Source organism: Lysinibacillus sp. NPDC047702 (assembly GCF_050272555.1).
Classification (GTDB): Bacteria; Bacillota; Bacilli; order Bacillales_A; family Planococcaceae; genus Lysinibacillus.
Genome location: NZ_JBNNMG010000023.1, coordinates 16,557 through 41,170, shown reverse-complemented (window position 1 = coordinate 41,170; position 24,614 = coordinate 16,557). Strand labels below are relative to the sequence as shown.

Genomic DNA, 24,614 nt, shown 5'->3' with positions numbered 1-24,614 from the left:
ATTGAATAGTTTTGTCATAATATGGACATAAATAAGGTGTCCCAGCGGTAATGCTGGGACACTTTTATTGTGTGCTAATCAAAAGGTTGTCGATTTGATGATAGTTAATGGACAACTATTTCTTTTTAGCGAAAGCACATAGTATAATAAACTTTGATTGTTTTGTGACATTAAAGAAAGGTGGTTGTCTTAAATGGGTCCGTTAGCACATATGCCTGCCTTAGACGTAATGTGGGTATCATTTTATTGTATCGGCTTTATGATTATCTCAGTCGGTTTAATTTATTTAGCACGGCATAAGATTTCAAATGTTTTTTTACGTACAATCGTAAATTTATCAGCATACATATTGTTTGGGCTTGGTACTTTCTTAATGGTACTGATTGTTGCCACATGGCCAGCATAAAAAATAATGAGGTGGAAGTGACATGAAGAAATTAAGTGCTATTGTAATGGTGCTTGCAACCGCGATACTTCTAGTAGGGTGTGTAACTCCTGAAGACGAGAAGAGGGCTAAAGTAGTCCCGGATGTAGATCAATTAGCGGCGGTTCAGCGTGCGGTGGATGAATATCGTGAAGCAACTGGTGGGCTAGTTCCTATTAAAAATAGTGAACTAGATACTGATATTTATATAAAATATTTAATTGATTTTGAGAAACTAATGCCGAAATATCTTGCACAAATTCCTGGGAATGCCTATGAAAAAGGTGGTATTTTCCAATATATTATTTGGGATCCTGAGAATAAGGCAACAGTTAAACTAGTCGATTTAAATGCAGCGGAGCGTATCCGTGAGATTAATATTCGTAAAATATCTTCTCAATATTTACCGATAAAAGGAAATACTGCAGATAATGTGTTTCAAATTGATTTTCAACAATTAGGCTATAAAAAAGATGTAACTGTCAAAAGTCCTTATTCTGGTGCCGAATTACCTTTATTTATGACAGGTGATGGTGAAATGCATGTCGACTATTCAATCGATTTAGGTCAACTACTAAAAGGAGACAATCCTGATGTTAAACCTGGTGAAGATATTCGCCAGCTGCTTATTGATAAATATCCAGTAGTACCAGCATATTCAGTACCATATACAGTCGATGAAAATGGCGAACCAATCTATTTTATGGAAGCCTATGATAGTGATGCAAAAAAAGCTAGAGAAAAAGCGATAGAAAAGGCCAAGAAAGAGGCCGAATCTCAAACTAATAAATAATAGTTGATAAGCTCCTTACATTTGTAGGGGGCTTTTTCATATCTGACTAAGGACTTGCATATAGTGAAAAAGCGTAGATAAAGGAGGCAGAAACCTTGAGTGAAGCAGTATTTAAAGAAATTGCAGAGCGCACAAATGGCGATGTTTATATTGGTGTTGTCGGTCCAGTACGTGTAGGTAAATCTACATTTGTAAAAAAGGTTATGGAAGCAGTTGTGTTACCGAATATTGTGGATGAAACGGAAAGAATGCGAGCACAAGATGAATTGCCGCAAAGCTCACCGGGGCCAGTCATTATGACTGCTGAGCCGAAGTTTGTGCCTGCCCAAGCAACACGTATTGCGGTCGGTGAAGATGAAATGACATTCCAAATTCGTTTAGCAGATTGCGTTGGCTATATTATTGATGGGACAAAGGGATATGAGGACGAAAATGGTCCAAAGTATGTGCATACACCTTGGCACACAGATCCAATTCCTTTCCAGGAAGCAGCGAAAATTGGTACAGATAAAGTAATTCGAGACCATGCCAACATTGGAATTGTTGTCACAACGGATGGTACAGTGAATGGTATTAGTCGTCGAGCAGCGGAGAAGGCAGAAGAAGAAATTGTTGCGCAGCTTACTGAAATTGGAAAGCCATTTGTCATTGTGTTAAATTGTCAAATGCCAGCAAGAGAGGAGACCGTTCAGCTTCGGAATGAATTATTTGAACGTTATAATGTCCCTGTAATTGCGATTTCAATTGATCAAATGCGCGAAACAGATGTTCAGTATATTCTGCAAGAAGCGTTATTTGAATTTCCAATTCGTACAATTGAGGTAGAAAAGCCAGATTGGTTAGATGTTTTAGATGCATCACATCCATTGAATGTAGCACTTATTGATTCGATGGAAGAAGTATTATCCTCAGTTATGAGAATTCGAGATGTACAACAGGCGTCAGATGCCTTTAAAGCTATCGATTATATCGATCAAAGTGAAGTGGTGCATGTAGACTCTGGGGCTGGAACTGCAGTTATACGGGTATCTTTACAGGGGGAGCTATATAAATCCGTTTGTAATGAATGGCTAGAAGAACCAATTGAAACAAAGAAAGATTGGCTGCTATTTATTAAAGAAGCGGCTGAGGCAAAGGAAGCACAAAAACGTTTTAAATCAGCTATTAACGATGCCGATTCCACTGGCTATGGTGTAACATTGCCGATGATGCAGGAATTTGAGCCAACAGCACCTGAGCTCATTAAACAAAATAATTTCTTTGGTGTCCGTATGAAAGCAAAAGCACCATCTTATCATATCATTCGAGTAGACATGGAATCTGAATTTGCTCCGTTAATTGGCTCTGAATTCCATAGTCAACAGTTACTTAAGGATTTAAATCATGCTTATTTACATGATCGAGATGCATTATGGAATACACAGCTTTTTGGAACACCATTGCATGAAGTGTTAAAAGAAGGAATTCGCTATAAAATGGATGCTGTTCCATCTACAGCCAAAAAACGTATGCGTCAAACAATCGAACGAATGGTGAACGAGGGTGACAGAGGATTAGTTACGTTTATTTTGTAGAAATAAAAAGAAAAATAAAGCGCAAAAAATTAGTGCAGGGCTTTTCGTTTTTATGCGAAAAGTCCTGTTATTTTTGTTTTTTGGGTGAAAAACTGACTTTTTGGTTATAATCATGAATGAATACAGTTGCGTCGCGGTTTTCTATGTGTTACTCTTTTTACAGAATTGATTCATGACCCTTTGAGAGGAGGTGAATGGTGTGAATAAAACAGAATTAGTAAACTCTGTTGCTGAAGCTGCAGGTCTTTCAAAAAAAGACGCTTCTAAAGCAGTTGAAGCTGTATTTGATACAATTCAAGATGCTCTTGCAAAGGGTGACAAAGTACAATTAATTGGTTTTGGTAACTTTGAAGTACGTGAACGTGCGGCTCGTAAAGGTCGTAACCCACAAACTGGTAAAGAAATCGAAATCGCTGCTAGCAAGGTACCTGCTTTTAAACCAGGTAAACAGCTCAAAGACGCTGTAAAATAATACACGTCTAGTAGTTACATAGAGCAGTCTTCATGTAATCGAACATGGAGGCTGCTCTTTTTAACTTTTACTGAAGGCTTGCAATTATATGCAAGATAATTATTATACATAGTGGATTTGAAAAGGGATGTTTTTTTGTAAATGAAGCATTCTAGATAGAGTATGCATAATTCAAGAATATGCTCTTTTTCAGAAATTCAGAATGGTGTCATTGCTCGTAAAGCATTGAATTTTATTCAATCAGGTAAGTCGTTTTGCGCTAACCTTTTGTATATGCTACGATGCATAGGGAAATGTGTAATGTTTTGATAGCAGGAGGTTTTTTACGAATGTCGAATGTTGATTTATTGAAAATAGAAGAAGCAGTAAAAATGATATTAGAAGCTGTAGGAGAAGATGTAAATCGCGAAGGTTTACTCGATACACCAAAACGAGTTGCTAAAATGTATGCTGAAATGTTTAGTGGCTTACATGAAGATGCAAGAGATTATTTTAAAACAGTTTTCCATGAAGATCATGAGGAATTAGTGCTTGTGAAGGATATTCCATTTTATTCAATGTGTGAGCATCACTTGGTTCCTTTTTATGGAAAAGCTCATGTGGCATACATACCTAACGATGGAATAGTTGCAGGCCTAAGTAAATTAGGGCGTGCTGTAGAAACAATTGCTCGCCGTCCGCAATTACAAGAGCGTATAACTTCCTCTGTAGCTGATACAATTATGGAAATGCTATCTCCAAAAGGAGTGTATGTGGTGATTGAAGCGGAACATATGTGCATGACGATGCGTGGCTTAAAGAAGCCAGGCTCTAAAACTGTGACATCGGTTGCACGTGGCATTTATGAGGAAGATGAAGTAAAACGAAGAGAAGTATTGTCATTTATTCAAATGTCTTAAATTGCATGTCTAATTATGTTATGATGGACTAAGAATTTGTCGGATTTAAGGAGTGTACAAATAATGTCACAAGATTATATTGTTATTCAAGCAGAGGAAGATGGCGTGCATGTAATCGGTTTAACGCGTGGAACAGATACAAAATTTCACCATTCTGAAAAATTAGATGCAGGCGAAGTGATGATTGCTCAATTCACTGAACATACATCTGCTATGAAAATTCGTGGGAAAGCGCAAATTCATACAGCTCATGGTGTTATTCATAGTGAAGCTAAAAAATAAAAGCTGTATGGTCCATTACATGGCACATATAACTTGCTTAGATGTGTAAACTTAGTATTGTTTTAATCCGATTTTAAAGGCAGTTGGATTTCAACCATTTTGATGGTGAAAAGTCTGCTGCCTAATATGTTGATGGAAACGAAATTTTTTTATGACAAATCGTCGCGTATGCTATAATGACTCAGTAAGCAAACGTTAGGAGATAGAAGCAACTAACGTATTTGAAATGAATGGAGTAAGGACTATGAATGCAACATACATTCAAAATTCAATTGCACAGTTAAAAACAGAGATTTTCATGGATGTTCGTCATAGAACTTTGCAAAAATACACAGGGGTTCCTGTGCTTGATGAAAATCAATTGTTTTACTTGTTAGTTCCTTTTTTGAATGGTGAGGAGTGGCAGCAGGAGCAAAGAGAAGCTGCGATTACAGTGGGAATTGTGTACGCAGCCCTTGCGGCGCACGATCATATAAAAGAATTAGATGCCACATCTAAAGAACAGCAGCTAACCGTTTTAGCTGGAGACTTTTATAGTGGGCGCTATTATGAGATTTTAGCGATGTCTGGAAATGTCGCTTTGATTCGAAATTTGTCACAAGGAATTGTGGCACGCTGTGAACACCAAATAAAGGTGTATGAGGCAACAAAAAGATCGATTGAGCAATGGATTGCCTCAATGAGCACTATAGAATCAGGGTTAATCGCCAAATTTTTTGAACTTTATTCATTCGAAAAGTATATTCCAATAGTGGAAAAAAGCTTAATTATTTTACGTTTAGAGAGAGAATGGGTAGCTTATCATCGTGGACAAGTGTCTTTAATGAGCAAGGCGCTTGAAGAGAGTGCAAAGTATGATGGCACTACCTATTACAGTGTCATCCAGGATAAAATTGTGCAATTAAAAAAAGAGCTATTACAGGAGATTACTGAGGCATCGTTTATACAAGGTGATGTGAAACAAGCTCTACAAGCACGTGTAGAGGCATCTATTGCTTCTACTAATGGATAAGAGAGGTTTTTCAAAATGGCTAAAACGAAAGAAGAACACGTTCACGAAGTATTTGAAAGTATTTCGGATAACTACGACAAAATGAATGGCGTTATTAGTTTCCAGATGCATATTGGCTGGCGTAATGATACGATGAAGCACATGGCTGTAAAACCTGGATCAAAGGCATTGGATGTTTGTTGTGGGACAGCAGATTGGACTATTGCCCTGGCACAGGCAGTGGGTGAAAATGGAGAGGTAAAGGGGCTTGATTTCAGTAAAAATATGCTGAATGTTGGGGAGCAAAAGGTAAAGCCATATCCTCAAATTGAGCTTATACATGGGAATGCCATGGAACTACCTTTTCCAGACAATACATTTGATTATGTGACGATTGGTTTTGGTCTTCGTAATGTTCCGGATTATTTACAAGTGCTAAAAGAAATGAATCGAGTTGTAAAACCTGGAGGAATGGTTGTTTGCTTAGAGACATCACAATCAGAAATTCCAGGCTATCGACAATTATTCCGTTTTTATTTTAAATTTATAATGCCGATATTTGGTAAAATATTTGCGAAAAGCTATAAAGAATATTCTTGGCTACAGGAATCTGCAAATGATTTCCCAGGTATGAAAAAGTTAGCGGCAATGTTTCAGCAGGCAGGTTTAGAAAAAGTAACGTACAAAGCATACAGTGGCGGTGCTGCGGCAATGCATATGGGCTTTAAAAAGATACGTTAATGGGGGAAGGTTTTCACGCGTGGAAAAGATGAAGTTAAAACTACTCTATTCCGATTTGAAATCAGATATCGATATCATTGAACAAGAATTAGAAAAAGCAGTGAACTCTTCTTCCTATTTGATCAATGATGCTTCTCTCCATTTATTACAAGCTGGTGGCAAACGGATACGGCCAATTTTTGTATTGCTTGGTGCAAAATTTGGGGAATATGATATCCAGAAAATGAAGGATGTTGCTGTGCCTTTAGAGCTTATTCATATGGCATCACTTGTGCATGATGATGTTATTGATGATTCCAATATGCGAAGAGGACGCCCGACTGTCAAATCCCAATGGAATAATAGAGTAGCAATGTACACGGGCGATTTTATTTTTGCACGTGCACTAGAATATATAACGAAGCTTGAAGACCCATTAGTTCATCAAATTTTAGCGCGAACAATGGTGGAGATTTGTAACGGTGAGGTCATTCAAATCGAAGATAAGTTTAGATTAGATCAGGGTATAAAGGATTATTTTAGACGTATTAAACGCAAAACAGCATTGCTGATTTCTTCAAGTTGTGAGCTCGGTGCAGTAGCAGCAGGTGTCGATGCTAAGACAGTAAGACATTTGAAACGCTTCGGCTATTTTGTAGGCATGAGCTTCCAAATTATAGACGATGTTTTAGATATTATGGCAACGGATAAAGAATTAGGGAAGCCAGCAGGCAGTGATTTATTACAAGGAAATATTACCTTACCGATTTTATTATTAAAAGATGATCCAGAGATGCAGCCTTACCTCGTAAAGGTATTTGCGGGTACATTAACTGAGATAGAAAGACAAAATATGTTACAGTATGTGCGTAAATCTCGTGCAATTGAGCAAGCTAATCATATGAGTGATAAATATTTGAAAAAAGCTTTGCAAGAAATTGAAGCTTTACCAAAACATCCCGTTAAGAAAAAGCTGCGTGATGTTGCTTTGTTTATGGGCAAGCGTAAATTCTAGCTTTTTGTTGTACAAAGGCTCATTTTTTGTTAATATTTATCGGTAGGTGTAAAACCTGTTAGACGAATTTAAGGAGTGTTTTTAACATGGCAATCGAAAAAACTTTTTTAATGGTTAAGCCTGATGGCGTAGAGCGTCAAGTAGTAGGAGATATCGTAGACCGTTTCGAACGTCGCGGTTTTGTAATGAAAGGTGCTAAATTAATGGTAATTTCTCAAGATTTAGCAGAAAAGCACTATGCGGAGCACGCTGAGCGTCCATTCTTTGGTGAATTAGTTGATTTCATCACTTCTGGTCCTGTATTCGCTATGGTATGGGAAGGCGAAAACGTAATCAAGCTTGCTCGTACAATGATGGGTGCAACAAAACCTGAAGAATCAAATCCAGGTACAATCCGTGGTGACTATGCAACAACTGTTTCTCACAACATCATCCACGGTTCTGACTCTCTTGCTTCTGCAGAGCGCGAAATCGGCTTATTCTTCGGTGAAGATTTAGTTTAATTTGCAAATGGATTAGGCAATCTCAATTTAGTTTGAGATTGCTTTTTTATTGCGCTGATTTAGAGGAGTGACTGATAGAATTCACGAACTGACGGATAGAATCATCAAAGTGCTGGATAGGACCTCAAAACTGATGGATAAAACAATCAAAGTAATGGATAGAGTCCTAGATCTCAATTAAATGTCTCTAGATACATGTAGAATTGTTAAAAACTTCTTACTCATGTACAATAAATGCTATAATATTCTGATAATTAAAGTTTTTCAATAGTTTAATAATCAAGAATATATTTCATAACTTCCCTATACACTTTAAAGTGATAGGAAATAGTAGAATTACGTTGCAAAGGGGTTTTTCATGATGAGAGAAGTGGTGATTGTAGCGGCTGTTCGTACAGCAGTTGGTAGAAGAAAAGGGGCATTATGCAATGTACGAGCGGATGATTTAGCCGCAGATGTTCTACAAGAGGTGGTACAACGCGCAGGAATCCAGAAGAATCAGGTTGAGGATGTTATTTTAGGCTGTGTGACACAAACGGCTGAACAAGGTGCTAACATTGCTCGAACAGCCTTATTAATGGCAGGCTTTCCTGAGACTGTTCCTGGTGTAACTATTGATCGACAATGTGGTTCAAGTCAGCAGGCCGTTCATTTTGCGGCACAGGCCATTTTAGCGAGGGATATGGATATCGTTATAGCTGGCGGGGTTGAGAGTATGACGAGGGTGTCAATGGGTACGAATATGCAGAGTGCTCATGAGGGTAAACGCTTACAGGATAACTATGCCATTATTCACCAAGGTTTATCAGCAGAGAAAATGGCTGAAAAATGGAGCTTCTCAAAGGAGCAGTTAAATAACTATGCTTGCAATAGTCATAGGCGAGCATTAGCAGCGATAGGAGCTGGCTATTTTACAGATGAAATACTGCCAATTCAAGTAACACAAGAGGATGGCTCTGTTTCCACATTTTCTGTTGATGAGGGACCACGAGCTGAAACGACAATTGATCGATTAAATGGATTGAAAACAGTTTTTCAGGAGGATGGTGTAATTACAGCTGGTAATGCAAGTCAAATGAGTGATGGTGCATCGGCAATCGTCATTATGTCCTTAGAGAAGGCACAGGAACTTGGTATAAAGCCGCTTGCTAAAATCATCACAAGAGTTGTCGTCGGCTCAGATCCAACTCTGATGTTAACTGGTCCAATAGAGGCAACTAGAAGAGCACTAGAACGGTCAGGTCTAAAGATTGAAGACATTGATACGTACGAAGTGAACGAAGCTTTTGCGCCTGTGCCACTTGCTTGGTTGCATGAAATTGGAGCAGATCCAGAAAAGCTCAATCCAGATGGGGGAGCAATTGCTTTAGGTCACCCATTAGGGGCAACGGGTACAAAGCTACTAACTACGATGCTCTACCGAATGGAACGGGAAAGTTTGCGTTATGGATTACTTGCTATCTGTGAAGGTATGGGCATGGCAAATGCCACTATTATTGAAAAAATATAAAAGGGGTTGTAGTGGATGAAATGTCATGAAGTAATAGCCATTGTTACAGGAGGCGCATCTGGATTAGGGGAAGCCACTGTACGAAAAATCGTTGCTGAGGGTGGTAGAGCCGTTATTTTTGATGTCAATGACGAGCGAGGACATGCTCTATCAGAGGAATTAGGAAATAGTGTTGGATATGCACACGTTGATGTAACAAAAGAAGCGGATGTAACGGCAGGGCTAGAACTAGCGTTAACTATGTTCGGTTCCATTAACGTTGCAGTTAACTGTGCAGGTATTGCGGATGCAAGTAAAGTAATTTCAAAGCGTGGTGTCCATGCGCTTGCTTTATTTGAAAAGGTCATTGCTGTCAATTTAATCGGTACCTTCAATGTTATTCGTCTTGCAGCTGAGAAAATGCAGCATAATGTGCCGAATGAGGATGGTCAACGTGGCGTTATTATCAATACTGCATCGGTAGCTGCGTTTGATGGGCAAATAGGACAAGCAGCCTATAGCGCATCAAAGGGCGGTGTAGCAGCGATGACATTGCCAATTGCTCGGGAATTAGCAGAGATAGGTGTGCGTGTGATGACCATTGCACCAGGGTTGATTGAGACACCAATGTTTGCATCATTGCCAGAGCCAGCACGAGAGGCACTTGCAAAAATGACGCCATTTCCTAAACGTCTTGGGAAACCATCTGAATATGCACAATTGGTCGAAAGTATTATTCAAAATGGTTTATTAAATGGTGAGGTAATACGCTTAGACGGCGCTATTCGTATGCAGTCGAAGTAGCGGATATCATGAAAAGCTAGAGCTACATTTCTATCAAAACATTAGTAACATAAATATTATGCTTGCAGCAGTCAGCCTTGGATGTTTCAAAAATTTTGTGAACAAAGGGGAGAGCATTGTTATGAATATGATGGATACACCTTTAGTATTAACAAGTTTTTTGAATCGAGCAGAACGATTTTTCCATGCAAAGAAAATATATTCACGGACAAGCCCTGCAACTATTCATGAGTTTACTTACAAAGACTATGTAAAACGGACTCGTCAATTAGCTGACGCCCTTTCAAAATTAGGGATGGAACGTGGAACGAAGGTGGGGACCTTTGCTTGGAACCATCACCGACATTTAGAAGCCTATTTTGCTGTCCCATGTGCAGGAGCTGTTTTGCATATGATTAATATTCGTTTAGCACCTGAACATATGGTCTATGTTATTAATCATGCGGAGGACGAAATATTACTCATTGACGATAACTTGGTGCCACTTATTGCACCAATTGTCTCTCAGTTGAAAACCGTGAAGCATTTTATCGTAATGGGAGATGCAGTCATACCGGAAACCATCCCCTTACCAAATGCGCTTTCCTATGAAGAATTGCTTAAAAAAGCAAATGATTGTTTTACATTCCCTGAGGACTTAGATGAAAATACACCAGCTGGCATGTGCTACACAAGCGCAACTACAGGGATGCCAAAGGGTGTCGTTTATACGCATCGCAGTATCGTTCTTCACAGTATCGCTGCAGGACTCTCTGATAGTATTGCAATTAGTGAAGCAGATGTTGTATTACCTGTTGTCCCAATGTTCCATGCAAATGCTTGGGGATTTCCATTCGCTAGCGTTTTATTTGGTGCAACACAGGTGTTACCTGGACCTATGTTTACACCGCAGCTGCTATTAGATTTATTTGAAACATATAAGGTTACACTAACTGCTGGTGTGCCAACAATTTGGCTTGGCGTATTACAGGAGCAACGAAAAAATTCACGTGATTTATCCTCATTGCGTTTAATTGTTTGTGGAGGGTCTGCATCACCGCAGGGACTCGTTCGTGGTTTTGAACAGGAGCTTAAAATTCCTTACATTACAGGCTATGGCATGACAGAAACGTCTCCACTAGTTAGCTTGTCCACATATTTAACACATATGCAAGATTATACGTCGGATGAAAAAATGGATGTACGAATCACACAGGGCATAACAGTGCCGCTTATTGAAACACGTGTTGTTAATGAAAATGGTGAAGTTCCTTGGGACAGCAAAACAATGGGGGAACTGACAATTAGAGGTCCATGGGTTGCTGGAGAGTACTATAATGATGAACGTACATCCGAAGCCTTTAAAGATGGCTGGCTCTACACAGGGGATATTGCAGTCATGACAGCTGATGGTTATATAAAAATTACAGACCGTACAAAGGATTTAATTAAAAGTGGAGGGGAATGGATTTCGTCAGTGGAGCTTGAGAATGCCTTAATGTCACATCCTAAAGTATTTGAGGCGGCAGTAATCGCAATTCCTCATGAAAAGTGGATTGAACGACCTTTAGCATGTGTTGTGCCAAAGCCTGAATATAAAGACAACATCACAAAGGAAGAGCTACTAACTGATTTGGAGAATCAATTCCATAAAACATGGATTCCAGATGACATCGTATTTTTAGATGAGGTACCGAAGACCTCTGTCGGTAAATTCTTAAAGGCAAAATTACGAGAAGACTTGAAGGACTATCGAGTAGAGGTACAATAAACTAAGACTTTGAAGGTGGTGATGAACTACCTTCATTTTTTATGGGAATATTTCGATTGGGAAAATATTCATAAATTGATGTAAGAATGAACAGAAAAAATGAAACTATTTTTTCCATTTTGCCGTATAATCATTATTAACGAAAGGATGTGGACGTATTGTCAATTGCAATTGTTGCGATTATTGGAGGAGTCATAATTTCTTTAGCCGGCATTTTTACGGACGCCCGCACAAGGCAGCAAAAAATTAAACTAAAATCTATCGATAAAGAGCTGGAATTAGAAAAGCTCAGATTAGAAACATATACGATGGAGACAGAAAAAATGCGTCTAGAACTAGAGCAATCGAAAGTGTTATTACTAGAGGAAAAACAAAATTCAAATAAGTAACTTGGATAACAGTTGAAAGACTATTTCAGGATTGGCACTTTTCCGCTATAATGGAAATACGACGCTAGAGGGGAAGATAACCGTATGTCTGATTATGAACAATTTATAGAAGGTATCAAGCGCAAAACAGGAATAGATTTAGCGTTATATAAAGAAGCGCAAATGAAAAGACGATTGACTTCTCTATATGAGAAAAAAGGATATCGTAATTTTGTAGACTTTCTAAGGGCACTTGAACAAGATCGTGATTTAATGAATGAGTTTTTAGATCGCATGACGATCAATGTTTCTGAATTTTATCGAAATGGTAAACGCTGGGAAGTGTTACAAAAGAAAATATTCCCAAAATTATTGCAATCAAATAAGCGTTTGAAAATTTGGAGTGCTGCTTGTTCAACAGGTGAAGAACCGTATTCACTAGTGATGGTATTATCTCAATTAGTACCCTTATCTCAAATTCAAATTATTGCCACAGATTTGGATGAAAATGTCATTCAAAAGGCAAAGTTAGGTGTGTATCCAGAGCGTTCTTTAGCAGAGGTGCCAAACGATATTAAAGCCAAGTATTTTGAACAAGAAGGCGCCTTCTTTAGAGTCAAAGATGAAATTAAACGTTGTGTGACTTTTAAAAAGCATAACCTTCTGAATGATTCCTACGATTCGAATTATGATTTAATAGTGTGTCGTAATGTGATGATTTACTTTACAGAAGATGCAAAGGATCAGATTTATGGGAATTTTAGTAAAGCATTGCGGAAGGATGGAGTATTGTTTGTTGGTTCAACAGAGCAAATCTTTAATCCATCACGCTATGAGTTTGACGTGGAAGATACGTTCTTTTATAGACGAAAATAATTAATAATATGAGAAAAGCACTGGTACAATAGACCGTATGAATGTCATGTACATATTTGAAGGCATCAGACATAAATAAATCGTACGCTTTTCGCTTGTCATAAGCAAAAGGCGTATTTTTTATTTTATAGTTGAGCGAATGAAAAATCACAATTTACGTTTGAATCGATAGCTGTATCTCATTATGTTGAGAATCACTACTAGATAGATGACGTTTTAAATGTGATGTATGTAAATCGTTCAGAATATTCGCATTTAAAATAGTGTTTTCAGTCTAGGATAGAATTGCTTTAAATTCATAAGTTGCTAGAACATTTCAAAATTTGTAAACAATGAACGAGAGGCTGAAAGACATTTGCAAAAGGACTGTTTTTTTAGAGAATATATGTTATAGTGAAAAATACATACTTTAGCGAGTTGAAGGGAGAAAGCGTTTATGCGTTACTTAACAGCGGGAGAGTCACACGGTCCCCAATTAACAACAATTATTGAGGGATTACCATCACTCTTGCCAATTACAACAGAAAAAATTAACCACGATTTAAAGCGTCGTCAAGGAGGACATGGTCGCGGTCGACGTATGCAAATCGAAACAGATACAGTGGAAATAGTTGCTGGTGTTCGTCATGGTCAAACACTTGGTTCTCCCGTAGCACTCGTAGTCACAAATGATGATTGGAAGCATTGGACTAAAATTATGGGAGCAGAGCCTTTATCAGAAGATGTGAATCCAGAAGACATCAAACGTCAAATTTCACGACCACGACCAGGGCATGCTGACTTAGTAGGAGGCATGAAATACGGACATCGTGATTTAAGGAATGTGCTAGAACGTTCCTCTGCACGTGAGACAACTGTTCGTGTAGCTGTAGGTTCAGTGGCTAAAGCTTTATTAAATGAATTAGGCATCTCTATTGTGTCTCATGTAACAGAAATTATTGGTATTAAGGCAGATACTTCTTTAGTGGAGGGAAAATCTGCTGATGAAATTCGTGCAATTATTGAAGCAGACCCATGCTACTGTGTAGATCCAGAGGCTTCTGCCAAAATGGTAGAGGCGATTGACGAAGCGAAAAAAGCTGGTGATTCAATTGGTGGTGTTGTAGAGGTTATCGTTGAAGGAATGCCAGCTGGTGTTGGATCATATGTTCATTATGATCGTAAGCTTGATGCCAAATTAGCAGCCGCTATGCTGTCTATTAATGCATTTAAAGGTGTTGAATTTGGAATTGGCTTTGAAATGGCACGTCGCAAAGGTTCTGAAGTACATGATGAAATTACTTGGACTGAAGAACAAGGCTATACACGTGCAACAAATCGCCTAGGTGGCTTAGAAGGCGGAATGTCTACAGGAATGCCAATTGTAGTACGCGGTGTTATGAAGCCAATTCCTACATTATATAAACCTTTGCAAAGCATTGATATCGAAACAAAAGAACCATTTAAAGCAAGCGTAGAGCGCTCTGATAGCTGTGCAGTACCTGCAGCATCAGTTGTAGCTGAGCACGTTATTGCCTGGGAAATTGCGAATGCTATTTTAGAGCAATTCCATAGTGATCAATTACCACAACTAAAAGCTCAAATCGAAGAACAACGTCGTTATACAAAGGGGTTCTAATTTATGCGAGTTCCAGTTGCAACAAAATCACATCAATATGAGGTTGTTCTTGGTCATAATTTTTTAACGAAAGCAGTAAAATCATTTGAGGATAAACTTCAAAAAGCTGATAAACTCATTGTTTTTACAGATGTCAATGTATGGGCAGCTCAAGGAGATTATTTCAAGGCAAATTTTCCATATGAGTTTGAGGTATTTGTCTTACCAAGTGGTGAGGCATGCAAAACCTTCGAACAATACAATGCAGCACAGACATTTTTATTACGGCAAAAATGCTCTCGCAAGTCCTTTGTTTTTGCATTTGGCGGAGGTGCTGTGGGAGATTTAACTGGCTTTGTTGCTGCTACATTTATGCGTGGAGTACCATTTATTCAAATCCCAACAACCATTTTGGCACACGACTCAGCAGTTGGTGGTAAAACAGCTATTAATCATCCACTAGGAAAGAATATGATTGGCGCGTTTTATCAACCTGAGGGGGTTATTTACGATACTGTATTTATTGAGAGTTTACCTGAACGTGAGGTACGTTCGGGTACTGCAGAAGTGATAAAGCATGCCATGATATCTAATGCCGCATGGTTAGAGGAATTAATGGCAGCCGAAACGGTCATTCATTTCAGTACAGAAGAATTAGCAATACAGCTTCGAAAGGGTATTGAAGTGAAGGCTCAAATTGTTGCTGAAGATGAAACAGAGCAATCTGTACGGAAGTTTTTGAACTTAGGTCATACGTATGGACATGCTATTGAAGCTGCAGCGGGTTATGGGAAAGTAGCGCATGGTGAAGCAGTTATGATTGGGCTTGTCTATTGCTTATTATTAAGTGAACGATATGGTGAGCTAGATCGCCACTTTACTAAATCATTTTTACATTTTGCAGTGAAGAATGGTTATCCATTTGAGGCTGTAAATGATTATACTTTTGACCAATTAACAGAGTATTTACTGAAAGATAAAAAAGCAGAGTATGGGATTTTGCAATTTGTTTTACTGAAAAAAGTAGGTAATCCTTTTGTGCAGCCAATTGATCTAGTAGAGTGCAAAGAGGTAGATGCAGAATTTCGACAGCTATTAGCGGAGGTGCTTGTATGATTCGTGGACTTAGAGGAGCAATTACAATTGAATCTGACAAGCCGGAGCTTGTATGGGATGAGACAGCAAGATTAGTGCGAGAAGTAGTAGAAGCAAATCAAGTAGAGGTGGATGATATTGCTTCAATTCTTATTTCCACAACACCTGATATTACGTCTGCATTTCCAGCACGTGCCGTACGATTAATGGACGGGTGGCAATATGTCCCTGTTATGTGCACACATGAAATGGATGTACCAAATGCATTACCATTATGTATTCGTGTATTAATTCATGCTGATGTAGAAGTAGCACAAAAAGATGTAAAGCACTTGTATCTCAATGATGCAGTGAAATTAAGACCAGATTTAGCCCAAGCTAAATAAGTAGAGGAGATGTTTGAGATGAAATGGAAACAACAATTGGACGGTATGCAAGCTTATAAGCCAGGTAAACCAATTGAAGAAGTACAACGTGAATATGGCTTAAAGGAAGTCATTAAATTAGCATCGAATGAAAACCCGTTTGGATGCTCACCTAAGGTAACGGCTTATTTACAAAATAATGCAGTGAATCATGCCCTTTATCCAGATGGCTATGCACAAAATCTTCGTACGGCTGTTGCAAATTTTCTAGGTGTGAAAGAAACACAGCTTCTTTTTGGTAACGGCTCTGACGATATCATTGCTATTATTACACGTGCTTTGTTGTATCCAGGGGTAAATACAGTTATGGCTGACCCATCCTTCTCCCAATACTGGCATAATGCTGAAATAGAAGGTGCAGAAGTACGTAAAATTCCATGTATTGAAGGTGCACATGATTTAGATGCAATGGCAGCGGCAATTGATGAGCGAACATCTATTGTTTGGGTGTGTAGTCCAAATAATCCAACAGGTGTTGTTATTCCGGATACTGACTTACGGGCCTTCCTTGCAAAGGTACCAAATGATGTCCTTGTTGTATTAGATGAAGCCTATATCGAATATGTGACACATCCTGAACATAAAGATACGCTCCCATTAATCGAGGAGTATCCAAATATACTATTATTGCGCACATTTTCAAAAGCATATGGTCTTGCTTCATTCCGCGTTGGCTATGCAATTGGACAACCAGATGTCATTGCTAAGCTAGACCCAGTAAGAGCGCCATTTAACAATACTATATTAAGCCAAGCAGTTGCGGCAATCGCTTTAAGTGATCAAGATTATATACAAGCATGTCGTGATGCGAATGAAAACGGTAAAAAGCAATATATTGAATTTTGTGAAAAACATAATTTGAAATACTTCCCTACTGATACAAACTTTATTTTCTTTAATATTAATGCTGATAGCGATGTTGTATTCCAAGAGCTGATGAAACGAGGATTTATAGTCCGAAGTGGAAAGGCTTTAGGATTACCTGGATTTATCCGCGTAACAATTGGTACTGAGGCTCAAAATGAAGCGTTACTCGGTCAACTTGAGAATGTCCTTAAAGAGCAAGGGGTTTTTGCATGACACGCAAAGTACTCGTAATTGGGCTTGGTCTAATTGGAGGCTCAATTGCATTGGCATTACAGAAGGCACCAGAAACGAAAATTATTGGCTATGATATGGATGCTAAAACACGTGAGCATGCCCAAACGCTAAATATCGTTCATGACATTGTGGTAGATCCCAAATCAGTTGCTGGCGACGTAGATGTCATAATTTTTGGGACGCCCGTTAACGCAACACTAGAGTGGATGGAACAATTGAAAACATGGCCATTAAAGAAAAAAGTTATTGTAACAGATACAGGAAGTACAAAAAAAATGATTATGCAAAAGGCCGGGGAATTACGAGAGCTAGGCATTACCTTTATTGGGGGTCATCCTATGGCGGGCTCTCATAAAAGCGGTGTATTAGCTGCGAAAGCCCATCTTTTTGAAAATGCTTATTATATGCTGACACCACTGGCTGGTGAAGAAATTATCAACATGGCACAGCTTGAAAGTTTATTAAAATTCACACATGCAAAAGTAGTCAGTGTTTCAGCTCGCGAGCATGATCATATGACAGCTGTTGTTAGTCACTTTCCACATGTAGTAGCTGCCTCTCTTGTGCATCAATTGGGCGGTGAAAATGGGGAATATCCGATGACACGCTCACTTGCGGCGGGAGGCTTCCGTGATGTAACACGTATTGCCTCATCCAATCCGATTTTATGGCGAGATATTACATTACAAAACCGTGATGAACTCATTGCCCAGCTAGAGGGCTGGGAAAAGGAAATGGGGCGTGTGAAGGAGCTCCTACTACATGGAAGTTCGAATGATATTGAAGGCTATTTTGCGGTAGCGAAAGAGCTTAGAGATGAATTACCGATAAGTGCAGGAGCAATGTTTACATCATTTGACTTATATGTAGATGTTCCCGACTATCCAGGGGTCATTTCTGAAGTAACAGGCCTGCTTGCAGATGAAGCGATCAGTATTACGAATTTACGTATCGTAGAGTCCAGAGAGGATGTTTTTGGGATTCTTGTAATTAGTCTGCAAAATGAAAGTGACCGTGAACGTGCAGCAGCATGCATCCAAAAGCGTGCAAAATTTGAAACATATATTTCATAGGTGCTCCATAGTTAGAGAAATGCCTAATTACAAAGAAAGCGTCGAATTACGGCGCTTTTTATCTTCATATTGGAGGGAAAAAAATGAGTAAAAAAATATTACAATATAATAAACCTTCCTTACAAGGAACTTTAACGATCCCAGGTGACAAATCTGTTTCTCACCGTTCTGTTATGTTTGGAGCTATTGCAACAGGTAAAACGACAGTAGATGGCTTTTTATTAGGAGAGGATTGTTTAAGTACAATTGATTGCTTCCGTAAACTCGGTGTAAAAATAGATGTGGAAGGCACCAATGTCTCCCTAGACAGTCCAGGAATAGACGGATGGCAAGAACCTACAGAGGTATTATATACTGGCAACTCAGGGACAACGACACGCCTAATGTTAGGGATTCTAGCAGGTTCCAACGTCCATTCAGTAATGACAGGGGATGCGTCGATTGGCAAGCGACCAATGCGTCGTGTCATAGATCCTTTACGTCAAATGGGCGCACACATTACAGGGAGAGTCAATGGTCAATACACCCCGTTAGCTATCCAGGGGACACCGTTACAGGCGATTGATTATCATATGCCTGTTGCAAGTGCACAAGTGAAATCGGCTGTTCTACTGGCAGGCTTACGTGCGGAAGGTACCACTATCGTACGAGAAACAGAAATATCTAGAGATCATACTGAACGCATGCTCCGTCAATTTGGTGCAGAGATTGATGTGCGGGATGGTGTAATCTCATTTGAAGGCGGTCAAACTCTGACAGGGACACATGTGTCTGTACCTGGTGATATTTCGTCAGCTGCCTTTTTCTTAGTGGCAGGTGCTATCTGTCATAATAGTAAAATCACACTAGAAAATGTCGGAATTAATCCAACTCGCGACGGTATCATTGAAATTCTTCAAAATATGGGTGCATCAATGACAGTGATTCCAAATGAAGATAGTCAGGCAGAGCCGACTGCAACAATTACAATTGAAACTTCATCATTAAAAGCCACTACAATTGAGGGGGAGATTATTCCTCGACTTATCGATGAAATTCCAATTCTTGCTTTATTAGCCACACAGGCGGACGGCAAAACCATCATTAAGGATGCAGAGGAGCTAAAAGTGAAGGAAACAGACCGAATAACGGCTGTGGTAGATGAATTAAGAAAGCTTGGTGCAAAAATTGAAGCTACCGAAGATGGAATGGTGATTGAAGGACCAACGCCATTACTAGGTGCCAGCCTCAAAACATATGGTGATCATCGTATCGGTATGATGGGCGCTGTAGCAGCACTTATAACAGACGGAGCGGTTACATTAGATGACGCTGACTGTATAGCAGTGTCTTATCCAACATTTTTTGAGCATATCGAGTCTGTAAAGTAAAAAACGATGAATGACTTCCCAAGTAATTGGGGAGTTTTTTCTTGTTTCGAAAGAAAATGTTTTGTAGCATAAAGATATCAATGAAAGAATAGGTGAATAACTGTGAACAATGCGATGACTGAAATGATGCAAGCACTTGAACAAGGGGACTTAGCTTTAATTGATCAGCTGCTGGAATCTTTTTTAATAAAGGAGCTACCCGAGGAAATTTATGCACTAGCTGAGGTTTTTATGCAGTATGGGTATATGAAAGAAGCTGACCGTGTACTGGAGCATTTGCAATTTTTATTTCCAGATGAGGCACAGTTAAAAATCGATCGTGCAAATGTATTAATGGAGCTTGGTGATGAGGATGAGGCATTAGATTTATTACTGGAAATTGAGGAGACCTCACCGGAATATCCACAAGCTTTATTAGTATTAGCGGATTATTATCAAATGCAAGGTTTGTTTGAGGTAGCGGAAAAACGTATCAATGAGGCGTTAGCTATTTTACCTGATGAACCATTATTACATTTTGCCAAAGCAGAGCTATTATTTGAAACAGGTCGTTTTTTAGAGGCTGCGAGACTATATGAAGAGTTAAATGCACAACAGGGTGAGTTTGCAGGTGTCAGTCTTCTAGAACGTCTTGCTGAGGTATATAGAGCCGGTGCTGCCTATGAAACAGCTTTAGAGTATTATTTAGCAGCCCTTGAGGATGAAGTGAAGCCAGATATTTTATTTGGCGCAGCTTATTCTGCATTTCAATCACAAAAATATGAAATGGCGATAAAACAATTAGAAGAATTAAAAGAATTAGATCCTGATTATTTTTCTGCCTATTTATTACTTGCTGAAAGCTATGCCATGACAGATGATAATAAAAAAGCCTATAGCGCTATTCTGGAAGGTTTAAAGCGTGATGAATACGATAAATCCTTGTATTTATTTGCTGGCAAAATGGCACTGAAAAATGGACTACAGGCTGAGGCAGAACAGTATTTACGTGAAGCGATTGCGTTAGATCCTGAATACATGGAGGCAGTATTAGTCTTAATTTCTCTTTTAGCACAGCAGGAACGTTTTGAAGATGTCATCGAATTATTTGAGACATTGCAGCAAAATGATTTTGAATGGAGCGCTCTATATCCGTTTGCTGCAGAGGCATATGAAAATTTAGAATTGTACGACCGTGCATACGAATTTTACAGTTTGGCATATAATGATTTTAAGGAAGACGCAACATTTTTAGAAAAATATGTTTACTTCTTGTTAGAGGAAGGAAAGCGTTCAGAAGCGAAGGAAGTACTCGGCCAATTAATAGCTATTCAACCAGGTGAACCAGAGTGGCAAGAGAAGTTAGAATCCTTAGAATTTGAGTAAAGGAGGGAGTGGGTATGACTGCTTCTGTATCAGTTGTCGATAAAAAAGCATTTGTTCGATGGTTTTTAAAAAATTATCAATTGAAACGTCGTGAGTGTGTATGGATTTTAAATTACCTTTTAAGTAATGACGAGCTATTAAAGCGAATCCGATTTGTTGAAGAAGCACACTATTGCCCAAGAGCAATGGTGATGTCAACTGTTGACTCAACAGGTGTGCCATTTCGTTTTTATAAAGGCAATGTAATGACAGCAGATGCTGAGAAATCCTTTCATGATTTACGCTTACATGAACAAGAAGATATGTATATACAATTGAATTTTCCGAATATACCACCAAGTGCACAATACTTAGCAGTTCTTGAAGAAAACCCTTATATGCCAGAAACACTGATTGTTAGTGAAAAAGACCGTTTACTGGCAGAAGAGCTGCTTTCCAACAGCTTACTCGTATTCCAAGAAGAAAAATTACTCGCACAAATTGATGAAGCACTTGATCAGGGAGATGAAGAGCGCTTTTATGAATTGTCAAATTTGTTACAAGCTTTAAAGGAAACGGCTAATTTACATTAGTGATAGGTAAAAATTGAATGTCCTTTATCCACCTCAATATGGTAACATAACTAGTGAATGATTGTTTTCACTTTTTATTGGATATCCTAATTGAAGAGTGGAGAAGGGCATTTTTATGTTGGTAAGATTAAGGAGGTTTGATGAATGTATTTTAACGCAAACGATGTGACATCGTTTATGGCGCAGAAGGAATTTATCGATACAGCAATTGTTCCACTCGTATCTATTGATTTAACTTCTGAAAAAATGAAACAGAGCGGAGCAGAAGCTGATTTTTTGTTATCACTGACGTCATTTATTGAGCAGCAATTTAAAGGTCGTTTATTACTGCTGCCGCCATTTTCGTATAGTGCAGCTTTGAAAAACGAAGAGTTACCTCAACAACTAGAATCACAATTACATAATGCTGGTTTTAAGCATGTGTTCTTCATTACTTGTGACCATTTTTGGACAAATATTGGAGATGTAGTAAATGTTATTTGGCTGCCAGCGATTCCATTAGAAAGCATGGAAAAAGGTGTGAAAAACACTATTCTTGAGGATCAACTACGACAAGTGATTCCGACTTTTTCGACCAGATGGGCACAGATTTAACAATTTGTTTCAATAAATGTTCACATTCTCCAGCTTTCCACAGAATGCTATATTGACCAAGCTATGGACTTGATATATCATAGATATGTCCTAGTATTACTATTTGTAAAAATATGTCCGTTGGACTGACCTTTAAGTTAGAGGGGGGAAAAAAATGAGTAATAATCGAGTTTCACGTCGTCAATTCCTAAGCTATACACTAACTGGTGTAGGTGGCTTTATGGCGGCAGGTATGCTGATGCCAATGGTTCGCTTTGCAATTGACCCAGTGCTACAAAATCATGGTAATGGGAATTTTATACAAACGGAGCATAAAGTCGCTGATATTACTGACACACCTGTTAAAGTTGACTTAAAATTTGAACAAGTTGATGCATGGTACAAATCAGAAGTAACAAATATGGCATGGGTTTACAAAGAGGGCGACCAAATAATTGCATTATCACCTGTTTGTAAGCATTTAGGATGTATGGTGAACTGGGCACAAGATTCAGCACACCCAGATCAATTTTTCTGTCCTTGTCATGCTGGACGTTACGAGAAAAACGGTAAAAACGTTCCAGGTACACCACCTACAGGTCCGTTGGATGAATACGAAGTATCAGAAAAAGATGGTTACTTAATGCTTGGTCCAACTAAAGCAAATACTCTAGTTAAATAAGTAAGGGGGTACGACAACAGTGCTAAATAAAATTTATGATTGGGTCGATGAACGCCTAGATATTACACCAATTTGGCGTGATATTGCAGACCATGAAGTGCCTGAGCACGTAAACCCTGCACATCATTTTTCAGCATTCGTTTACTGTTTTGGTGGATTAACATTTTTCATTACAGTAATACAAATTTTATCTGGTATGTTTTTAACAATGTACTATGTACCAGACGTAGTGAATGCATGGAAGTCAGTTTATTATTTACAAAACGAAGTAGCATTTGGTGAAATCGTACGCGGTATGCACCACTGGGGAGCTTCATTAGTAATCGTAATGATGTTCTTACATACTCTTCGTGTATTCTTTACAGGTTCTTATAAGAAACCTCGTGAATTAAACTGGATGGTTGGTGTAGGTATTTTTGGGGTAATGATGGGTCTAGGCTTTACAGGATACTTATTACCTTGGGATATGAAAGCATTATTCGCTACAAAAGTAGGTATCGAAATTGCTGCATCTGTACCGTTTATCGGTGGGATGATTAAAGTCTTATTAGCGGGTGACTCAACGATTCTTGGAGCTCAAACGTTAACACGATTCTTTGCGATTCATGTATTCTTCTTACCTGCAGTATTGTTTGGGTTACTTGCAGCGCACTTTATCATGATTCGTCGTCAAGGAATTTCAGGACCGTTGTAATTGTCTTGACGGTTCGATGATCTTTAAAAGGAGGGGACACTATGCATCGCGGAAAAGGAATGAAATTTGTTGGCGATTCTCGTATTAAAGCGAATCACAGAATGCCGAACGTTCCAAAGGATTATTCCGAATATCCAGGTAAGACGGAAGCTTTTTGGCCGAACTTCTTACTTAAAGAGTGGATGGTAGGTGCTGTATTTTTAATTGCTTATTTATTATTAACAGTTGCTCATCCATCGCCACTTGAAGGGCCGGCAGATCCAACTAGATCCTATACACCACTACCGGACTGGTACTTCTTATCTATGTATCAACTTTTAAAATACTCATTTGCTTCTGGTCCATACCAAGTCATTGGAACCCTTGTAATTCCAGGTCTTGCATTTGGAGCGCTATTATTAATGCCATTTTTAGACAAGGGTCCAGAACGTCGTCCATCTAAACGTCCGTTACCAACTGCGTTTATGTTATTGACTTTGGCTGCTATGTTCTACTTAACTTGGGAGTCAGTTGTGAACCATGACTGGGAAGCCCAAAAAGCTATGGGTGCCATTGTAGAAGAGGTTGAAGTTGAAATTGATGAATCTCTACCAGGATTTGCAATATGGAATGGTGACACTGGTGAACAAGCTAAGACTTGTATCGGTTGTCATGCTGCTGATTTAAAAGGTGGTCCAGCTGCTCCAGCATTAGTTGGTAATGAACTAACTGCTGAAGAAGTTGAAGAAATTATGATTAATGGTCGTGGCGATATGCCAAAAGGTCAATTCCATGGTACAGATGAAGAAGCGAAGCAATTAGCTGAATTTATTGCAAGCTTAAAAGCTAAAGAATAGGCTTAGTTTAAAAGAGTCAGGAAACTGGCTCTTTTTTTCTCGCTTTATATAAGACTGTATCAGCTTCAATAAAGTTCCTGTGAAATATATTTTATTACAATAATATTTTATTTGTGTACACCCCTTCCATAACCATCCAAAGTCAGACTTCTGTATCAATAAATTTAGAAGCTTGACAGTTTGCGAGCTGAATAGTTTGTGCCATTTTGTTAGAATAGATATTGTCTTCCCATCACAAAATGGGGAGTTTAAAACGATATGATACATAATA

Annotated in this window: 27 protein-coding genes; all 27 read left to right on the top strand. The window is 38.7% G+C overall.

Going from position 1 to position 24,614, the window contains the following annotated elements:
- Window positions 1-193 precede the first annotated feature (193 nt).
- The 27 genes from ACQKIM_RS12935 (at window position 194) to ACQKIM_RS12805 (ending at window position 24,343) form a co-directional block, all read left to right on the top strand.
- Complete coding sequence (locus ACQKIM_RS12935) at window positions 194-406, top strand: DUF2768 domain-containing protein (RefSeq protein ID WP_427544444.1); 213 nt, start codon at window positions 194-196, stop codon at window positions 404-406.
- A gap of 22 nt (window positions 407-428) precedes the next feature.
- Window positions 429-1,217 carry a hypothetical protein gene (locus tag ACQKIM_RS12930; RefSeq protein ID WP_427544441.1) on the top strand — a complete coding sequence of 263 codons (789 nt, stop codon included), beginning with the start codon at window positions 429-431 and terminating at the stop codon, window positions 1,215-1,217.
- A gap of 95 nt (window positions 1,218-1,312) precedes the next feature.
- The gene (spoIVA, locus tag ACQKIM_RS12925) at window positions 1,313-2,791 is read left to right on the top strand and encodes a stage IV sporulation protein A (protein WP_427544438.1); all 1,479 of its coding nucleotides are present in this window, start codon (window positions 1,313-1,315) and stop codon (window positions 2,789-2,791) included.
- A 199-nt stretch (window positions 2,792-2,990) separates the two neighbouring features.
- Window positions 2,991-3,263: an HU family DNA-binding protein gene (locus ACQKIM_RS12920; protein ID WP_054770292.1), complete on the top strand. Its 273-nt coding sequence runs from the start codon at window positions 2,991-2,993 to the stop codon at window positions 3,261-3,263.
- A 329-nt stretch (window positions 3,264-3,592) separates the two neighbouring features.
- Window positions 3,593-4,162 (top strand): GTP cyclohydrolase I FolE, encoded by a 570-nt coding sequence (folE, locus tag ACQKIM_RS12915; protein WP_054770293.1) that lies wholly within the window; start codon window positions 3,593-3,595, stop codon window positions 4,160-4,162.
- Between the two features lie 63 nt (window positions 4,163-4,225).
- Window positions 4,226-4,444: a trp RNA-binding attenuation protein MtrB gene (mtrB, locus tag ACQKIM_RS12910; RefSeq protein ID WP_008180408.1), complete on the top strand. Its 219-nt coding sequence runs from the start codon at window positions 4,226-4,228 to the stop codon at window positions 4,442-4,444.
- A gap of 244 nt (window positions 4,445-4,688) precedes the next feature.
- Window positions 4,689-5,456: a heptaprenyl diphosphate synthase component 1 gene (locus tag ACQKIM_RS12905; RefSeq protein ID WP_427544434.1), complete on the top strand. Its 768-nt coding sequence runs from the start codon at window positions 4,689-4,691 to the stop codon at window positions 5,454-5,456.
- A gap of 15 nt (window positions 5,457-5,471) precedes the next feature.
- Entirely contained in the window at window positions 5,472-6,176 is a 705-nt protein-coding gene (locus ACQKIM_RS12900) for a demethylmenaquinone methyltransferase (RefSeq protein WP_427544431.1), read from the top strand.
- Window positions 6,177-6,195: 19 nt separating this feature from the next.
- Window positions 6,196-7,170, top strand: coding sequence for a heptaprenyl diphosphate synthase component II (hepT, locus tag ACQKIM_RS12895; RefSeq protein WP_427544428.1), 975 nt, complete (start codon window positions 6,196-6,198; stop codon window positions 7,168-7,170).
- Window positions 7,171-7,256: 86 nt separating this feature from the next.
- Window positions 7,257-7,673: a nucleoside-diphosphate kinase gene (gene ndk, locus ACQKIM_RS12890; protein ID WP_427544425.1), complete on the top strand. Its 417-nt coding sequence runs from the start codon at window positions 7,257-7,259 to the stop codon at window positions 7,671-7,673.
- A gap of 361 nt (window positions 7,674-8,034) precedes the next feature.
- On the top strand, window positions 8,035-9,183 hold the full coding sequence (locus tag ACQKIM_RS12885) for a thiolase family protein (protein ID WP_427544512.1): 1,149 nt from the start codon (window positions 8,035-8,037) through the stop codon (window positions 9,181-9,183).
- Between the two features lie 15 nt (window positions 9,184-9,198).
- Window positions 9,199-9,966, top strand: coding sequence for a 3-hydroxyacyl-CoA dehydrogenase (locus ACQKIM_RS12880; RefSeq protein WP_427544422.1), 768 nt, complete (start codon window positions 9,199-9,201; stop codon window positions 9,964-9,966).
- Between the two features lie 121 nt (window positions 9,967-10,087).
- Entirely contained in the window at window positions 10,088-11,716 is a 1,629-nt protein-coding gene (locus ACQKIM_RS12875) for a long-chain fatty acid--CoA ligase (protein WP_427544419.1), read from the top strand.
- A 158-nt stretch (window positions 11,717-11,874) separates the two neighbouring features.
- Window positions 11,875-12,105: a hypothetical protein gene (locus tag ACQKIM_RS12870; protein WP_283871531.1), complete on the top strand. Its 231-nt coding sequence runs from the start codon at window positions 11,875-11,877 to the stop codon at window positions 12,103-12,105.
- An 84-nt stretch (window positions 12,106-12,189) separates the two neighbouring features.
- The gene (locus ACQKIM_RS12865) at window positions 12,190-12,960 is read left to right on the top strand and encodes a CheR family methyltransferase (RefSeq protein WP_427544416.1); all 771 of its coding nucleotides are present in this window, start codon (window positions 12,190-12,192) and stop codon (window positions 12,958-12,960) included.
- A gap of 436 nt (window positions 12,961-13,396) precedes the next feature.
- Window positions 13,397-14,578 (top strand): chorismate synthase, encoded by a 1,182-nt coding sequence (gene aroC / locus ACQKIM_RS12860; protein ID WP_427544413.1) that lies wholly within the window; start codon window positions 13,397-13,399, stop codon window positions 14,576-14,578.
- Between the two features lie 3 nt (window positions 14,579-14,581).
- Entirely contained in the window at window positions 14,582-15,673 is a 1,092-nt protein-coding gene (aroB, locus tag ACQKIM_RS12855; RefSeq protein WP_427544410.1) for a 3-dehydroquinate synthase, read from the top strand.
- The gene (gene aroH / locus ACQKIM_RS12850) at window positions 15,670-16,038 is read left to right on the top strand and encodes a chorismate mutase (RefSeq protein WP_427544407.1); all 369 of its coding nucleotides are present in this window, start codon (window positions 15,670-15,672) and stop codon (window positions 16,036-16,038) included. The genes aroB and aroH overlap by 4 nt, the downstream gene beginning before the upstream one ends.
- 18 nt (window positions 16,039-16,056) lie before the next feature.
- Entirely contained in the window at window positions 16,057-17,157 is a 1,101-nt protein-coding gene (hisC, locus tag ACQKIM_RS12845; protein ID WP_427544404.1) for a histidinol-phosphate transaminase, read from the top strand.
- A complete protein-coding gene (locus ACQKIM_RS12840) occupies window positions 17,154-18,251 on the top strand; it encodes a prephenate dehydrogenase (RefSeq protein ID WP_427544401.1) in 1,098 nt (365 codons plus the stop codon). The genes hisC and ACQKIM_RS12840 overlap by 4 nt, the downstream gene beginning before the upstream one ends.
- An 83-nt stretch (window positions 18,252-18,334) precedes the next feature.
- The gene (aroA, locus tag ACQKIM_RS12835; protein ID WP_427544398.1) at window positions 18,335-19,621 is read left to right on the top strand and encodes a 3-phosphoshikimate 1-carboxyvinyltransferase; all 1,287 of its coding nucleotides are present in this window, start codon (window positions 18,335-18,337) and stop codon (window positions 19,619-19,621) included.
- A 114-nt stretch (window positions 19,622-19,735) separates the two neighbouring features.
- Window positions 19,736-20,986, top strand: a complete 1,251-nt coding sequence (locus tag ACQKIM_RS12830; RefSeq protein ID WP_427544509.1) for a tetratricopeptide repeat protein — start codon at window positions 19,736-19,738, stop codon at window positions 20,984-20,986.
- Window positions 20,987-21,000: 14 nt separating this feature from the next.
- Complete coding sequence (locus ACQKIM_RS12825) at window positions 21,001-21,558, top strand: ReoY family proteolytic degradation factor (RefSeq protein ID WP_427544396.1); 558 nt, start codon at window positions 21,001-21,003, stop codon at window positions 21,556-21,558.
- 144 nt (window positions 21,559-21,702) lie between these two features.
- A complete protein-coding gene (locus tag ACQKIM_RS12820) occupies window positions 21,703-22,152 on the top strand; it encodes a DUF2487 family protein (protein WP_427544393.1) in 450 nt (149 codons plus the stop codon).
- A gap of 154 nt (window positions 22,153-22,306) precedes the next feature.
- Window positions 22,307-22,813, top strand: a complete 507-nt coding sequence (locus ACQKIM_RS12815; RefSeq protein WP_427544390.1) for a ubiquinol-cytochrome c reductase iron-sulfur subunit — start codon at window positions 22,307-22,309, stop codon at window positions 22,811-22,813.
- Between the two features lie 19 nt (window positions 22,814-22,832).
- On the top strand, window positions 22,833-23,507 hold the full coding sequence (gene qcrB, locus ACQKIM_RS12810; RefSeq protein ID WP_054770303.1) for a menaquinol-cytochrome c reductase cytochrome b subunit: 675 nt from the start codon (window positions 22,833-22,835) through the stop codon (window positions 23,505-23,507).
- 41 nt (window positions 23,508-23,548) lie between these two features.
- Window positions 23,549-24,343, top strand: coding sequence for a c-type cytochrome (locus ACQKIM_RS12805; protein ID WP_427544387.1), 795 nt, complete (start codon window positions 23,549-23,551; stop codon window positions 24,341-24,343).
- The last annotated feature ends 271 nt before the right edge of the window (window positions 24,344-24,614 follow it).

Coding starts and splice junctions, on each gene's coding strand:
- aroH (WP_427544407.1), top strand. CDS start 15,670: ATGATTCGTGGACTTAGAGGAGCAATTACAATTGAATCTGACAAGCCG.
- ACQKIM_RS12830 (WP_427544509.1), top strand. CDS start 19,736: ATGACTGAAATGATGCAAGCACTTGAACAAGGGGACTTAGCTTTAATT.
- aroC (WP_427544413.1), top strand. CDS start 13,397: ATGCGTTACTTAACAGCGGGAGAGTCACACGGTCCCCAATTAACAACA.
- aroB (WP_427544410.1), top strand. CDS start 14,582: ATGCGAGTTCCAGTTGCAACAAAATCACATCAATATGAGGTTGTTCTT.
- ACQKIM_RS12805 (WP_427544387.1), top strand. CDS start 23,549: ATGCATCGCGGAAAAGGAATGAAATTTGTTGGCGATTCTCGTATTAAA.
- ACQKIM_RS12865 (WP_427544416.1), top strand. CDS start 12,190: ATGTCTGATTATGAACAATTTATAGAAGGTATCAAGCGCAAAACAGGA.
- ACQKIM_RS12885 (WP_427544512.1), top strand. CDS start 8,035: ATGAGAGAAGTGGTGATTGTAGCGGCTGTTCGTACAGCAGTTGGTAGA.
- ACQKIM_RS12820 (WP_427544393.1), top strand. CDS start 21,703: ATGTATTTTAACGCAAACGATGTGACATCGTTTATGGCGCAGAAGGAA.
- ACQKIM_RS12815 (WP_427544390.1), top strand. CDS start 22,307: ATGAGTAATAATCGAGTTTCACGTCGTCAATTCCTAAGCTATACACTA.
- ACQKIM_RS12905 (WP_427544434.1), top strand. CDS start 4,689: ATGAATGCAACATACATTCAAAATTCAATTGCACAGTTAAAAACAGAG.
- folE (WP_054770293.1), top strand. CDS start 3,593: ATGTCGAATGTTGATTTATTGAAAATAGAAGAAGCAGTAAAAATGATA.
- ndk (WP_427544425.1), top strand. CDS start 7,257: ATGGCAATCGAAAAAACTTTTTTAATGGTTAAGCCTGATGGCGTAGAG.
- ACQKIM_RS12935 (WP_427544444.1), top strand. CDS start 194: ATGGGTCCGTTAGCACATATGCCTGCCTTAGACGTAATGTGGGTATCA.
- ACQKIM_RS12900 (WP_427544431.1), top strand. CDS start 5,472: ATGGCTAAAACGAAAGAAGAACACGTTCACGAAGTATTTGAAAGTATT.
- hisC (WP_427544404.1), top strand. CDS start 16,057: ATGAAATGGAAACAACAATTGGACGGTATGCAAGCTTATAAGCCAGGT.
- ACQKIM_RS12875 (WP_427544419.1), top strand. CDS start 10,088: ATGAATATGATGGATACACCTTTAGTATTAACAAGTTTTTTGAATCGA.
- ACQKIM_RS12930 (WP_427544441.1), top strand. CDS start 429: ATGAAGAAATTAAGTGCTATTGTAATGGTGCTTGCAACCGCGATACTT.
- ACQKIM_RS12840 (WP_427544401.1), top strand. CDS start 17,154: ATGACACGCAAAGTACTCGTAATTGGGCTTGGTCTAATTGGAGGCTCA.
- aroA (WP_427544398.1), top strand. CDS start 18,335: ATGAGTAAAAAAATATTACAATATAATAAACCTTCCTTACAAGGAACT.
- ACQKIM_RS12825 (WP_427544396.1), top strand. CDS start 21,001: ATGACTGCTTCTGTATCAGTTGTCGATAAAAAAGCATTTGTTCGATGG.
- ACQKIM_RS12880 (WP_427544422.1), top strand. CDS start 9,199: ATGAAATGTCATGAAGTAATAGCCATTGTTACAGGAGGCGCATCTGGA.
- mtrB (WP_008180408.1), top strand. CDS start 4,226: ATGTCACAAGATTATATTGTTATTCAAGCAGAGGAAGATGGCGTGCAT.